Consider the following 13,586-nt stretch of genomic DNA (forward strand, 5'->3'; position numbering starts at 1 on the left):
TTGGTCGCCCTGGGCGAACGATCGCGGAGAGCAGAATTAGGGACATCTACTCGACGTTGGGTCCGAACCGGAGAAGCGGGACGTCGTAGAGGTCGGGCTGGCGGACGCGAAGCATCTGTGGTTCAGCAACTTCGATAGCGAGCATCTCGGTAAGGAACTGGACTTGTGCGCTAAGCAGGTGGCTGGTGTGGCCGACGGCGCTGTATTCCCTGAGTCCGACGGCGACGTGGATGTGCGGGGCGACCCGGTTGTGGGTCTCGTCGTAGGCGAGGGTGCCGCCACCGAAGGCCTCGACGTTGGCCAAATCGACCTTGGTCCACACGGGTGCGTTCGGGTCATCGAGTTTCTCACAGGTGCCGACGATCTGGACGTGGCTGAATCCTGCAATGAAGGCCGGAACGTAGCCCTGGCGCACGTCGTTCTCACGGCAGAAGTCGGCCAGTGCGGTGAAGAAGTCGTCGCCGTGGTCGAAGGTGACGGCGAAGCTGCGACCGAGGGTCAGTTCGTGGCTACGCACGGGTGGCTCCCTCGACAGTGGTTTCGGATGGGCGGGGTTGCTTGGCGGGACGGGTGTAGCCGCCGGCGCGAGCGAATGCCACATTGATGCCGGTCTGGTCGTGCCCGCTGGCCAGCAGGCGATGCAGCAGGATGCGGCTTTTGAGCGGGTCGAGGAAGCCGTCGCGGATCAGGCCCCGGCCCAGCAGGTCGGACTCGGATCCCGGAAATGCGTAGGTGTGAGCGAGGATCGAGCCGGATCCGGTGCGGGAGGCCAGCACGACGGGCATCGCCGCAGCCAGATCGGTCAGGATGTCCACGACAGGAGCCGGGACGTGGCCAACGCCGAATCCGGCGACGACCAGCCCGTCGCAGTGGCTAACCGTAGCGCGCGGCAGGGCGCCAGTGTCACCGAGAGTCATCGTGACGAGGGCGACCTCAACCGGGCGGGATTCGGCGGCCGGGGAGATAGTGGTGCGGTGTGTCGGGTGGTTGAGGACGCGGGCCTCGCCTTCCACGACGTATCCCAGTGGTCCGCCGTTGGCGGAAACGAAGGTGTGGCCACTGGTGGAGTGGGCTTTGCGGACCCGAGCGGCGGCGTGGATCTCGTCGGCGAACACAACGAGCGTGCCGAGGTCTCGGGCATCAGAGCTGACAGCGGTCTGAATAGAGGCCAGCAGATTGCCGGGTCCGTCGGCCCCGGCGAGGGTGGGGTTGCGCATGGCTCCGGTGACCACGACGGGTTCAGGTCGGGTATGGGCGAGGTCGAGCAGGTAGGCGGTTTCCTCGATGGTGTCAGTGCCTTGGGTGATCACCACGCCGTCCGCGCCCGCAGCGAGCCGCGCTTGGACCGCAGTGGACAGCGCTGTGACGTCGTCGATGGACAGAGACGCGCCGGGGACGCGCCGGAAGTCTTCCACCTCGACAGAGATGCCCGACTCGGCCAGACCGGGCACCGCGGCGACGAGCTGGTCTGCCGACAGCGCGGGTACCACTCCGCCGCCCACGGCGGAGGTCATGGCGATGGTTCCGCCCAAGCCGAACACGACCACGCGCCGGGCCGAGGTGGTAAAAGATTCGGGCACAAGTGGTTCCTTCACAGAGCGGACGGGCGGTCGGTCAGGCAGCCTAGCGCGACATTCGGCGGTCGCCTGTCGGTGACGCTGCCGGTGCGCTTGGCGGCCCTCATCAGCTGCGCACGGCGGTTCAGCAATGAGCAGTTTGGGCGAGGAAGCGGCAGGCTTGGTCCGCGCCGTCGGTGGAGAGCAGGCGGCTGCGGGGCTGGGCGATTCCGCTGGTGCCGTACTCGCCGAGTTCGGCGCAGCGGCGGACGAGCCAGGTCCAGTCGAGGTCGAGATAGTTGGCCAACTCCCGGAGTCGTTCGTGTGGCGTGTCGGCCTCAGCAACGGAGTAGGCGCGGGCGTAGTGAGTCGCGTCGGCGAACTCGCGCAGGAGCGGTGAGGTATCGGTAACATCGACCTGCCAGATGCCGCCTGTACCGACCCAGTTCGCGACGATCGCGTGCTGGTGGCCGTCGAAGACGAATCCTGAGATAGCGGCGTATTCGGGTTCTGCGGTGATGTGGACGGTGATGCCGAAGGGCTCCATCAACGACAGGGCGAGCAGCAGCATGATCCGCTCGGGCCGACTGGAGTCGGCCACGACCGAGGGTGGGATGCAAAACGCTCGGGTAAGCGTGCTCTCCGCTCCGGGGGACGTGCCGCCGGATTGACGGAGGTAGCTGCACTTGTGGGCGAACAGGAGCCAGGTGCTGGCTTCTTCGCCGCGTTGCTCGCGGGTCCAGAACGCGGGGATCACCAGCGGGCACGTGCCGAAGACGGACGCCGTGACGACCTTGCGTGCAGTGGCTGACGCCCTGGAGAAGATCGACAGAGGATAATCGCTGACCGACGTGGCCGCGCGCCCCCGCTCCACCTCGGCGGTGCACGGCCCGCTCTCGGCCTGCTGGATCCCGCCGTGCCCCGACCCACGCACAGTGCCGCCCGGCGAACGTCACCCCGCCGGGCAGATACGCGGCGCAGGCGAGCCCTTCAGCCAGGGAGTTGAACACCTGAGCCGTCCGGGCCCAAGCGAGCAACTATTTACGGTAACGACGTAGCCGTTTCGGCGGCTTACCACTCGTGGGACGTACGCGCCAACCATTACCATGACTGTCAATAACCAAGTACTGGGTGACCAGAACAGACGACCCCGGGACACCCATGCCCGTCACCGCGGCAGGCCGAGGACGATCCTTCTCGACATCGCGCACTGCACGGTCGTATGCGCGGATAGTTTCACCGGGAGGCACGGTTGCCCCCTCCGCAGCTCCTTCTATCCTCACAGGATCAGATCGATACTCTTCAAGTATAGAATTATCTTCATCCACCTCAGCCCAGTATCCAACGACCAAGTAGCAGATATTCGAAACATGAACTGCTAGCGCACCCGAATTCTTTACTCGAATATCGACCGTCACATAATAGCCGTCAAATAAATGTTCATCTACTTCTTGCGCCGCGAACCCGTTACCCCACACGCTCACTTGGTCGACCTGTTGTCGAACCCTAATCATTCGGTCCCGCCAGATAACGAATGCCGCCGCAGAGAACGAAGCCGCAGAGAACCACGAAGGGACATTTCCCCAATCCCAGCCAAAAAGAGCCATGGATGTTCCCTCCCAACATACCTATGTCGATACTACCGCGCGACCAGCGGGGGCAGACCACTATATTGAGACATGGTTTGACGTTCCACCTTCTCCTCATCGCCTAGTACTGAGCGCGTGATGCTCACGACCGTCCGCGCGTGCTCGCCAAGACACATCCGAAGTGCCGCCCTGGCCCATTTCAAACTCGACACTCTGCTGGCTCCGACCAAGCCGAGCCGAGTACATGGCCTTCGCAGCGAGTCCCCCATTCAACAGAATACCGAACGCAAAGCCGGATAATTATCGGCGTGCAACGTTGCCGATGGCGCTGTTAGAACCTCCAGCCCTGCTCCTGGACGAAACCCACAAGGTTTAGGCAGGGCACGCTGACCGCCTGGCACACGTCGGGGATGCGCGGTTTGTTGAGGTTGCCGCTGAAGGTCTCGTCGGTGACGACGATGCCGGTGCGGGCGAGCGCCAGGCCGATGACGAACGGGTCGGCGCCGTTGCGGCCGCCGCCGGTGCCCATCATCTTGGGGTGGGTATTGAGGATCTGTTTGGTTGCGAGCTGGATGTCCTGGTCCAGCGGCACGAACAGGTCGCTTTGTGCTCGCGCCCAGGTGTTGGCGTCGTCATCGCGTTTGCCGAGTTCGTCGCGAACGACTTCGACGGCGCGAACCGTTCCTTCGGCGATCAGCGCTTCGATCCGCTGCCAGAGGGTGCTGAAGATCGCGGGCGGCAGCTGATCTCGGCGCCCGTTGAGAATCGCGCTGGTGTCGAAGGAGTACAGGGGCACCGGTTAGATCGCCTCCCGAACCGCGGCCGCTTCGGCAAGCTTGTCGATCTGCCCGGCCTTGGCGTTGAGGTAGGTCGCCGCGGTGTAGGTGTCGATCATGCGGCGACGGTGCGCGTCCGTGACCAGACGGACGTAGCCTTTCCCCAGGTCACGGACTGTGTTGCGGTACCAGTCCCCTCCGGCGGTCCGGGTAGCCGAGTCGGCCTCGTAGGCGCGGAGGAACTCCGCCCGGCGCGACTCGTAAAAGGCCTGGGTCACGCGCCCCAGGGTGAGCAGGCGGCGTAAGAAGGCTTCGGCGCTCGTGCCGAACGGGGCCGCCGCATCGCGCAGTGCCGCGTAGGTCCAGGTGTCCTGCTGCTCCGCTCGGGCCTGCACCTCGGGTCGCTGGAGCACCGCCGCGGCCGGCATGAGCATCGCCGCAGCCAGCGCGTTGCACCGTGCTTCCAACTGCCGCTCCGGCGTCGTCGACCGCAGGTCGGCGGTCACGTCGCACAGCCCCTGGGTGTGCAACATCAGGTGGCCGTACTCGTGCAGCAGGGAGAACAGCCTCCCTCGGGGACTGTCGGCACCATTGACCATGATCACGGGAAGCTGGTCAAAGTACAGCGAGAACGCCCGCATCTCCGCCGTTTGCACGCGCCCCCGGGACGTGGCCAGCACCAGCACGCCAGCCCGCTCGAGTCCTGCGCCCCAGGCGTTGAGGTGGTCGTACGGGGTCGACCGGGCCGTCAGCGTCAGCGGCGACAGGCCCAGAAGAGTCTCACGGGCCCGCTCGGCCAGGCGCTCGTCGGACTTCGCGCTGGCCAGGCGCCAGTCGCCGGGTGGTTCATCCTCGTCGAGTTCGTACAACTCCAGCAGGTTGTTTCGCTGCTCGTGCGCCCGCCGATACTCCGTGTGCAGCTCTGGAGACCACTCCCCGGCTTCTGCCTCCGGTAGCCGCCGAAAATCACGCAACGTGTCGAACGAGGCTGGCGGTTCTGCGAGGAAGAACACGCCCAACGCCCGGTTGTACACAGTCGCGGCCTTCTTGAGCTGCGCGATCGTAGGCTGAGCCGAACCCGACTCCCACTGCTCGACCCGGCCGTCCGGCACTCCGATCTTGCGCGCCGCCGCGACCTCAGTCAGCCCGATTGTAGTCCGGGCCCACCTCAGGACCGCGGGTTCAACCAGAGCGGGGATCGACGTCGGCACGCCCACCATCCTGACCCAACGTCACCGACACCGCTAGTCCTCCGACAACCCCCGCCGAGCAGTTCGGGAACCTCTCCTGATGCCCGCCACCTGCAAACCTGGCGCCCCCTTGAGCGCCGGCTAGCTCCAGGGACGACCCGCGCTCGGCCAGTTGACTCAGTTCCGGGTGAGCCAGGGACGCAGCAGCGAACTGCGCCAGCTGATGCCCGAACACGGGCAGGCTCCCGATCAGCGCGACGCCGACCCGTGCAGCGCTGACAGAACCGACACTGCCCGTGTCCTGTCCTCCGCTCGGCGGCCCGATCACGCTCGCATGGCGGGTTGCTCGGGTTGCCGTAGCGACATGCTCAGCGTCTGAGCTGCGGCGTGGGTTGCGTCGAGCAGGGTCTGCCGAAGCGGTTCCGGCATTGTTCTGATCCCCAGACCGGAAGCGTTCACCAGGCCGGTAAGCGCCGCGCCGCAGTGACCACCGGTCACCGCGGCCGGTATATCGCGGTACCGCAGTACTTCCCTGGCGGCGTAACCGTCTTCGGACTCGATCACCTCGTCGACCACCTGGGCGAGCACCCGGCTGGCCGCATCGGAGTCGATGGTGTCGGCGAGCGTGGTCACCGTGAGCCCGAGTTGAGCGCGGAAGAAGGCGTACCCGGGCATCGGCTGGCGCTCGACGAACCGCGTGATCATCGTGGCCACGTCCCCTCGTCTCGAGGTGCTGTCCGGGTTGGCGCACATCACCTTCAGGCAGGAGGCGACCTGGAGCTCCCACGGCTGCTCCGGGGTGCTTTTCGCCAGCGCAGCCGACGCCGCTGCCAGATCCGCGTTTACACAGTGGGCCACGATCGTGGCTTGGCGGCCCTCCATGAGGTGCAGGCCGATTCCCCGATGGGCGTGGGCGTGGGCAACCGCGTCGTCCCACCGCCCGGCGAGTACCAAGGCCCGGACGCCGTCCCCGATGAGGTGCAGCCACATCCATTCGCGCAGCTTGTGGAGTTCGGTGAGGGTCCCGGCCAGGTCGGTCAACGGCAGCGTGCGCCCGTCGACAACCAGGTCGGTGCTGGTCTTGATGGCCTGGAACATCGCGGTGAGCAGCTGTAGCGCCTGCTCACCGTCGCTGGCGCGGAGCTGGAGCCGGGCGAGGTTGAGGACGGGTTCGAGCATGTGCCGGGCTTGCAGGACGGTGAGCGATCGGTCGGCGCCGCGGTAGAGGTCGATGTGCTGCCAGCACAGGTCACGGGCCAGGTCCGGCAGGCCGCAGTCGCTAGCGATCAGCGCCGCCTTGTTCAGGACGTTCGCGCCGTCCGCCAATCCGTCGGCGTCGTCGTGGCCGGCGGCGCGGGCGATGTCGACGATCTCCTGGACCCGCTCGGGCAGAGAAGGGCAGGAGGGCCGGGGCCGGCCCAGCAGCGGAAAGCGGCGGACGGCGGCGGCCAGCGTGGTGGGGTTCATGGTCAGCTCCGGGGCAGCAGGGCCGTGGTCGCCGCGCGGGCGAGGATGCCCTGGCTGGTGGCCGAGAGACCGAATCGGTTCCAGTGGAAGATCACCACGTGGGTGAGGATCGCCCGCAGACCGCGGTCGAGGTGCCCTCCCACGGCGTGGTGACCAAGCTGCCGGCCGACGGTGCCGAACGCGGCGAGCCAAGGCCCGGCATGCGCGACCGGCCCGCCGGGGGTGAACAGCGCACTGTCGGCCAGGTCGGGGATCGACAGGAGCACGCGCACGTTGTCGACCAACGCGCTGATGCGCGCGGTGTCGGCGTCCGTAGGTGCGGGGCGTAGCCGGGCGACCCGGTCGAACACGTCGCCGCACTCGAACCTGTCAAGCCCGGTGGCACGCATCAGCCCGCTCAGCAGCAGGATGGACAGTTCCCGGCGGCCGAGGCCGGGGGCGTCCTGGCGCAGGTAGTCGAGCACGCCCGCGCTGTCGGCGCAGAACAGGTCGTGGACGGCGTCCATACCGGCCGGGCCGCCGAAGGCGGCGGTCTCCGGCTCGTACAGCGTCGGCCACCAGCGCGCGAGGACGCCTGCGCCGGTCAGCTCGTCGAGCACGCGGTCGACGGCCGCGATGTCCGCACGCAATAGGCGTAGCCGCCAGCAGGGGTGTTTGCGCAGAAACCACCAGCCGGCCACCGCTGCGTCGGCACGGAGCCGGTCCAGGGCCGGTCCGAGCATCGTGACCGCGACTGTCTCGGCGGCCGACCAGTCGGCGAACTGAACCCGCACCTGGTACCAGGCATCGGCGGCCTGTCGTTCCAGCGCGGCGAGCCCGGCGGCCTGGTAGGTCCGCACGGCATCGTCGAGGTGGACCGGGTCCACGTCGTGGTCGGCCGCGACGGTGTCCGGGTCGGCACCGGCGAGCACCGCGAGCACAGCGGCGGCGAGGTCGGTGGGCGTGGTCGTCCGGTGAGTCGTGGTGGTCAGGCAATCAGCAGGCATGCGTCCCATCCCGTGTGAGGCGGCGTGCTGTGCCGCGCGGTCTCGAGCGCCAAGTCCACCCCGGCACGTCCGGTCAGCAGCCCGGTGGCTTCCGCCTGGTCGCCGTCCTCGCTGTCCTCGTCGCCGAGCGACTGTGCGTGCAGGGCTAGGCGGTTGGCCAACGCCGGGAGCCGCCGGGCGAGGGCAGGACCGCGGGCGTCGAGGGATGCGCGGTAGGCGGTCTGGTAGAGCCCGGCGATGCCGTGGCACAGGCCCGGTTCGGTGATCCGGTCGAGCTGGGTGTCGGTCAGGCTCGCGGCCAGGGCGTCCTCGGCGACGCCCTGACGGTGCGGGTCGGCGGTGGCCAGGGCGGCCAGTTGCTGGGCGCGGGCGATGCCGACCGTCCCGTAGCACCAAGAAGGCCGGCCGGGCCCGGTGTGCTGGGGGCGGCCCGCGCGCAGCTCCTCGCGGGTGATCCACTGCGGCCACCACGGCCCGTCAGGTCCGTTCTGGCGCCACCGGTCGAACCAACCGGTGAGCAGGGCGATCGCCTCACGCTGGCCGTCGACCACGCGACCGCCCACGGCGGCCAGGGCGAGAAAGGCCAGCAGCCCGGCCGCACCGTGGGCCATGCCGAAGTTCGCGTGCCCGCCGGGGGTCGGCAGGATCTCGTCCGGGTCGTGCGGCACCCACCAGCCCGGCAGCTCGGCGCCGTCCTCGTGGCGCGGCCGGGTGGCCAGGGCGACCACGTACCGCAGAATCCCGGCCAGCTCGTCGCTGTCGGCGTGGTGGCGCAGCAGCAGCGTCCCGATGCCGGTGAGCCCGTAGAACAGGTCGTACTCGGCGAAGGTGGCGGGCTCTCCGCGGCCGATGCGGGTAGCGGCGGTGGCCAGACGCCGCCGGGCCAGGCGCAGCACGTGCTCGTCCATCGTCTGGCTGGCCGCGCGGTAGCGGGGATGGCGGTCGGCGGCGGTGTGCAGCAGGAACGCGACCGAGGGCGCCCCGTAGTAGAGGCCGGCGTGGTCGGCGGCGTCGACCGGCCCCGCCACCACCCGGCGGATGTGATCCTGTGCGGTGGTCCAGCGGCCGGAGCCGGTCCAGGCGCGTTCGACGTGCAGCAGCGCATCCGCGACCAAGCCTTGGGCCAGGGACTGGCCAGTCACCTCGTCGAGGGTCAACGTCACCTCGCCTCCGGCCGGGCTCGGGTTCGCCTCGGATGTCACCGGGCACCGGCCAGGGCGAGCAGGCGCAGCGCGACCGCGCGGGCGAGGCGTCCGGTCTCCTGCTCGAACGTCGGATCGACGCCGACGGCGCGGATGTGGTGCTCGTGCAGCAGCGTGCGCAGCACCACGCCCGGCTCTCGCCCCTGTTGGGCAAGGACACCGTGATAGGTGTGCAGCGCGGTGTCGCGGGCACGCCAGGCGGCGCCGACCGCATCGCCGCCCGGTAGTGCGCGCACGGCGCGGTACTGCGGGTCAGGGTCGGTCATCTCGAGCGCCTGGTCGCGCAGCTCCCGGTCCAGCGGCCCGTGCTCCTGCCGCAGGCATCCGAGCAGCGCCCGGTACCCGGTCTGGGGATCGGGCGCGAAGGACGCGGCCAGGTGCGCCATCGACGCCGCGGCCAGCGCTTGGGCGGGAATCCCGGACGCCTGCGCCGCGGCGAGCTGGGCGATGGCGGCCGTGGTATCGGTGGCGAACACCTGCTCGGCCGCCGTGAGCGCGGGGCCGTCGCCGTAGCGGGCGGGGTGCTGCGGCGCCGGAGCGAGGGTCAGCTGGCCGGGAAGCCCACGGGAGTCCAGGTCGGACGAGAACGCGGCCAGCCGGGCGGCGACGGCTCCGTAGTGCTGCGGGCCGGTCAGGCGCAGGAACACGGCGAGGTGCTGATCGGTCTCGGGCCGGATCATGTCGCGGTGCCGCCGCACCCACCACGACATGACCGGGCTGTCCAGGTTCTGCGGGTCGTGGAATTCGGCGACGAACCGGGGCAGGTGAGCAGTGAGGATCTCGTCGAACCGTGCCGGGTTGCCCACCAGTTGCGCGTGCACCACGGCGGCGTCACCGGGCTGCAGGGCGGCGCCGGGTGCCGCGGTGGCGGGCAGCGGCCGTGCGGGCGGGGAGATCGCGGTCATCGGGATCAGCAGCTCCGCCGGCCGTCCGATCCAGTCCCGCCCGTCGGGCGGGCCGTCCTCGTGCAGTTCGACTCTGTCGGTGCGCTGCAGGCGCGCGTGCAGCAGGGCGCGGTCGAGTGTCTGGTCGAGGTCCAGCGGCAGGCGCAGCTCCCCGTGGACCAGCACGACCCGGGCCGGTACCCGCCACCGCTGCCGCCATGATCGCAACGCCTCTTGCCCGCCGTGGTTCCCGGGCCGGTCGGCGGTGAGGTCGGTGCTGGAGAGGATCCAGCGCGCGGCGAACAGCACCGTGCGGCGGTAGCGGATGCGCGGGACGTAGGGCAGAACGCGGGCGGCGCCGAGATCGAATCCGCGGAACACGGCGCTGCGGGAATCGGCGACCTCGGCGAGGAACCGGGCCAGCGGCGGGCTCTGCACGGCGGTGTCCAGGGCATGCGGAATCTGCGGGACCACCCGCCGGCCGGTGGAGACCTGCACCAGGTACATCTGCTCGGCGTCGGCGGTGACCGCCAGGTCGTCCACCCCGACGATGGTGAGGTCCGGGCGCCCCGAACCAGGTGGCTCGGGGTGTTCCGAGAGCGACACGACGTCGTCGAGCAGCGGCGGCACCCGCACCACGTTCTCGTTGTGCGGGCGGCGCGGCGGGAAGGACAACTGCATCGCCACCACGCCCTCCAACGTGTCAGGTCCGTCCGGGGCAGCCGGAGAAGGCGCGGGTAGTACGGCGTAGGTCGCGGCCAGCCGCGCCTGGTCGGCCTGATCAAGCAGGTAGGCGAACCGTCCGGCCATGCTGGTGTGCGCGGGCGGAGCGGCGGTGACCCGCAGCCCGAACTCGCCGCGGTCGATCGCCGCGGTCGACGCGGCGTGCACCTCGACGCCCAGTTCGATCCGCTGGGGCGCGACGGCGTCGGCGTGTTCGCCAACGGTCAGCGCCTCGACGTCGGAGTCGGTCAGGACAATCTCCCGCGCTCCGGTCAGCGTGGTCTGCTGGATCAGTGCCAGCAGGGCGGCGTCACGGTCGGTCAGCACCCGCCAGACGGGCCGAGCGCGTGGGGCGCCGATGTAACCGGCGGGGTAGCCGAGGCCGGAGTCGGCGACCAGGTCCCGCACCGGGACCAGTGCGCCGGGACCGTAGCGGGCGCGGAACCGGGCGTGATAGTCCATCCACGCGGCCGTCCCGAACGGTTGCGCGCCGGTGCGCAGCAGCACGGTGGCTGCGCGCGCGGCCTCGTCGAGCACCCGCTCGGGTAGGGTGATCGTCGCGTCGATGCGCACGTCGGTGGCCAGCGCATGCCCCGTAGCGGGGGCCAGTGCGTTCATTCGGGCGGCGACCGCTGCCCGAATTTCCCTTGCCTGTTCAGGGTTGTCGCTGCGGTTGTGGTGGGCGAGGTCGGCGTTGATCGTGTCGAGGTCGCGCAGGTGGGCGGCGATATCGCCAGGACCGTCAAGAGTGTCCGCTTCGGCGGCGCGCAGGGCGTCGATCAGGTGCGGCAAGGCGTCGCCGGTGGTCATCGGGGACCGCAGGCTCGTGATCAGCACCCCGGCGTCGATCAGGCCGTGCAGCAGTGCGTGGATCTTATCCGGCGACGCCGCAGGGAACCCGGCCGTCATCCGCTCGGCGAGGGTGTCGAAGCGGACCGGCGAACCGGCCGTGGCCAGGACGAACCGCACCGGGCGGGTGAGCCGCACCGAGGACTCCCGCAGCGGCCCCGGCGTGGCTGCGCCGACGTCGGCGCGGCGGTGCACGATCACGCGCCCATCGCGCACGATCCGCGCGCCGTCCACCACGACGGTCAGGCGCCGGCGCAGGTCGGGGTTGCGTTCGAGCTGGTCGATCAGCGTGGTGAGCCATTCGCCGTCCACCCGTGCCACCGTCCGGTGCCGGGTTCCCACCTCGGCGGCCGCGGATCCGACTCTGGCCGCGGCGACGCCGGCGAACAGGCCGAACGGCGTGGCTCGCCGCTGCCAGCGCAGCAGGTAGGAGGCCACGGAGACAACGGCGCGGCGTAACTCTTTCGCCGTGCACCCGGTGGCGCCGTCGCCGAGGATCTGATCGAGGCGTGCGGCGAGGACGGGGCTGGCCAGCGCCAGTGCGTCCCGCGCCTCCGGGCGTGCCCACATTTTCGTCAGCCAGGCACGGCCGTCCTGTTCGACCGCGGCTGGGTCGGCCGGGTTCAGGTGCGGCGGCGGGTCGAGATCGCCGGGATCGGTGGCGACGCGGGCCAGGACAAGCCCGGTGTGCTGGTAGCGCGGGGACACGGTCATGGCGATTCGCTCTCCTCACCCGGTCACGATCAAGGGCAGCGCGTGGCCGTCGGCGCCCAAGCCAGGCTCGGACGCCGACGGCAGGGGTTGGATCAGAAGGGGTTGTTGGAGCCCGTGCTGCACGCGCTGGTGTTGCAGGTGTTGCCGCACCCGTCGCTGGTGTCGCACATCATGATCACGAGCTTGGTGGTGGACTCCACCACGCGCATGTCCAGTTCGAACTCCGCGTCGTCGACCACGTCGACCTCGGCGTCCGCGTGCTCGATAGCCAGTGCTGCCGACATTCGGTTCACTCCTCACTTTTCCGGGTTGTGCAGGACACCCTGGTCACCGGCGGTTTACGCCTCCGGTGACCAGGAGATCGTGGCCACGCCGTGCGTCTTGACCAGCACGGCTGTGTTCTCGCCGAACTCGGGACGGTCGGAGCTAGAGGGCCAGTAGGTGAAGGTGGGCTCGCGGTCGCGGCCTTGGCGGTCCCATGCCTGGATCTGGTTAACCATCGCGGTCGCGGCGGCCTGGCCGTGCGCTCCGTAGGCATGTGCGCCGAACTCCACTCCGCCGCCGTCGGGAAGGGGGCGGACGGCCAGGTAGGCGAACGAGTCGCCGTGCACGGCACCGAAGGGGAACCAGCTCTTGCGTTCGGCGGCCAGGTCGGTGCCCTCGTCCGCGGCCAGCTTGCAGAAGCCGGACAGGAACGCGGCGAACCACAGGTGCAGGTCGGCGAAGGACACGCCGTGCTTGATCGTGACGCCGGACCAGGCTTCGGCGCGCTCGGTCCCCAGCACTCCGTCCAGCAGGTTCACCTCGGCCGGCACGTCGCCTTCGAAGCGGAGCTTGACGTGGTGGCCGTTGCGGTCGGGCAGCAGGAAGACCCGTTCGTCGCGGGCGCCGTCGCCTTGCATCGGAACGAACCCGGCTACCTCGGCCGAGGTGCTCTCCAGGTGGTCGCCGTCGCGGCGGAAGCCGATGACGCGAGTGATCCCGTTCATCCGCAACGGAACGACGATCGTGCCGCCCTCGGACAGGTGCTCCAGCCACGCCGGTGCCAGGTCCCAGGCCCCGACCGTCACCAGGACCGCGTCCACTGACTGCTGCAGCCCCGGCAGCGGGTTCTCGGCGTCGGCGAGCACGACGGTGACACGGTTGCCGTATCCGGTGGCGTCCAGCAGGTCGCGGGCGCGGTCGGTCACGTCCTGGTCGATGTCCACGCTGACCACCCGGCCTTCCGGGCCGACGACCTCGGCCAGCAGGGCGGCGTTGAACCCACCGGACCCGATCTCCAGCACGCTCATGCCCGGACCGAGCCCGGCCTGCTCGATCATCCGGGCCTGGATGTAGGCCGCGCTGGTCGAGGAGATGATCACGCCATCCCGGTCGCGTTTGATCGCGACCGAGTTGTCGACGTTGTAGGTGACATCCAACGGAGTGCCCTCGGCGACGAACAGGTGCCGGGGCACCGTGCGGAACGCCCGCTCCACCAGCGGCGAGGTGATCATCTTGTTGGCGAGAAGCGTGTCCACCAGCGCATCGCGGAACTCCGCGGCGCTGGCGTCATCATGTCGGAGTGTGTTCACGTGGTTACCCTTTCAGAAGGGGGTGACAGTTTTGTGGCCTGTGCTGCTCGGCGGGCTGGGGGCGCGCCGCAGGCGG

The 13,586-nt window shown here is 69.4% G+C and carries 12 protein-coding genes; all 12 read right to left on the reverse strand.

The genetic code is table 11. From position 1 onward, the window contains the following. Positions 1–46 precede the first annotated feature (46 nt). Positions 47–517, reverse strand: a complete 471-nt coding sequence (locus L3Q67_RS01290; protein ID WP_499187751.1) for a PPC domain-containing DNA-binding protein — start codon at positions 515–517, stop codon at positions 47–49. After that, positions 510–1,580, reverse strand: a complete 1,071-nt coding sequence (locus tag L3Q67_RS01295; RefSeq protein WP_499187752.1) for an asparaginase — start codon at positions 1,578–1,580, stop codon at positions 510–512. Before L3Q67_RS01295 ends, L3Q67_RS01290 begins: the two co-directional genes overlap by 8 nt. Before the next feature lie 121 nt (positions 1,581–1,701). Continuing rightward, entirely contained in the window at positions 1,702–2,430 is a 729-nt protein-coding gene (locus L3Q67_RS01300; RefSeq protein WP_499187753.1) for a hypothetical protein, read from the reverse strand. Positions 2,431–2,593: 163 nt separating this feature from the next. Next, positions 2,594–3,163 (reverse strand): AIR synthase family protein, encoded by a 570-nt coding sequence (locus L3Q67_RS01305; RefSeq protein WP_499187754.1) that lies wholly within the window; start codon positions 3,161–3,163, stop codon positions 2,594–2,596. A gap of 313 nt (positions 3,164–3,476) precedes the next feature. Beyond that, positions 3,477–3,941, reverse strand: a complete 465-nt coding sequence (locus L3Q67_RS01310; RefSeq protein WP_499187755.1) for a DUF4411 family protein — start codon at positions 3,939–3,941, stop codon at positions 3,477–3,479. A 3-nt stretch (positions 3,942–3,944) separates the two neighbouring features. Beyond that, positions 3,945–5,132 carry an XRE family transcriptional regulator gene (locus L3Q67_RS01315; protein ID WP_499187756.1) on the reverse strand — a complete coding sequence of 396 codons (1,188 nt, stop codon included), beginning with the start codon at positions 5,130–5,132 and terminating at the stop codon, positions 3,945–3,947. 303 nt (positions 5,133–5,435) lie between these two features. Then, positions 5,436–6,578, reverse strand: coding sequence for a hypothetical protein (locus L3Q67_RS01320; RefSeq protein WP_499187757.1), 1,143 nt, complete (start codon positions 6,576–6,578; stop codon positions 5,436–5,438). Positions 6,579–6,580: 2 nt separating this feature from the next. Continuing rightward, on the reverse strand, positions 6,581–7,564 hold the full coding sequence (locus L3Q67_RS01325; protein WP_499187758.1) for a thiopeptide-type bacteriocin biosynthesis protein: 984 nt from the start codon (positions 7,562–7,564) through the stop codon (positions 6,581–6,583). Continuing rightward, a complete protein-coding gene (locus tag L3Q67_RS01330; protein WP_499187759.1) occupies positions 7,546–8,706 on the reverse strand; it encodes a lanthionine synthetase C family protein in 1,161 nt (386 codons plus the stop codon). Before L3Q67_RS01330 ends, L3Q67_RS01325 begins: the two co-directional genes overlap by 19 nt. A 56-nt stretch (positions 8,707–8,762) precedes the next feature. After that, positions 8,763–11,936 (reverse strand): lantibiotic dehydratase, encoded by a 3,174-nt coding sequence (locus L3Q67_RS01335; RefSeq protein ID WP_499187760.1) that lies wholly within the window; start codon positions 11,934–11,936, stop codon positions 8,763–8,765. A gap of 92 nt (positions 11,937–12,028) precedes the next feature. Further along, the gene (locus tag L3Q67_RS01340) at positions 12,029–12,220 is read right to left on the reverse strand and encodes an FxLD family lanthipeptide (RefSeq protein WP_499187761.1); all 192 of its coding nucleotides are present in this window, start codon (positions 12,218–12,220) and stop codon (positions 12,029–12,031) included. Positions 12,221–12,274: 54 nt separating this feature from the next. Further along, on the reverse strand, positions 12,275–13,510 hold the full coding sequence (fxlM, locus tag L3Q67_RS01345) for a class I SAM-dependent methyltransferase (RefSeq protein ID WP_499187762.1): 1,236 nt from the start codon (positions 13,508–13,510) through the stop codon (positions 12,275–12,277). Positions 13,511–13,586 lie beyond the last annotated feature (76 nt).

This window comes from Saccharothrix sp. AJ9571 (assembly GCF_021725495.1).
Classification (GTDB): Bacteria; Actinomycetota; Actinomycetes; order Mycobacteriales; family Pseudonocardiaceae; genus Amycolatopsis; species Amycolatopsis magusensis.

Bases quoted from the DNA above. Each gene is read 5' to 3' on its own strand.
- L3Q67_RS01320 (WP_499187757.1), bottom strand. From the start codon at position 6,578: ATGAACCCCACCACGCTGGCCGCCGCCGTCCGCCGCTTTCCGCTGCTG.
- L3Q67_RS01305 (WP_499187754.1), bottom strand. From the start codon at position 3,163: ATGGCTCTTTTTGGCTGGGATTGGGGAAATGTCCCTTCGTGGTTCTCT.
- L3Q67_RS01325 (WP_499187758.1), bottom strand. From the start codon at position 7,564: ATGCCTGCTGATTGCCTGACCACCACGACTCACCGGACGACCACGCCC.
- L3Q67_RS01340 (WP_499187761.1), bottom strand. From the start codon at position 12,220: ATGTCGGCAGCACTGGCTATCGAGCACGCGGACGCCGAGGTCGACGTG.
- L3Q67_RS01335 (WP_499187760.1), bottom strand. From the start codon at position 11,936: ATGACCGTGTCCCCGCGCTACCAGCACACCGGGCTTGTCCTGGCCCGC.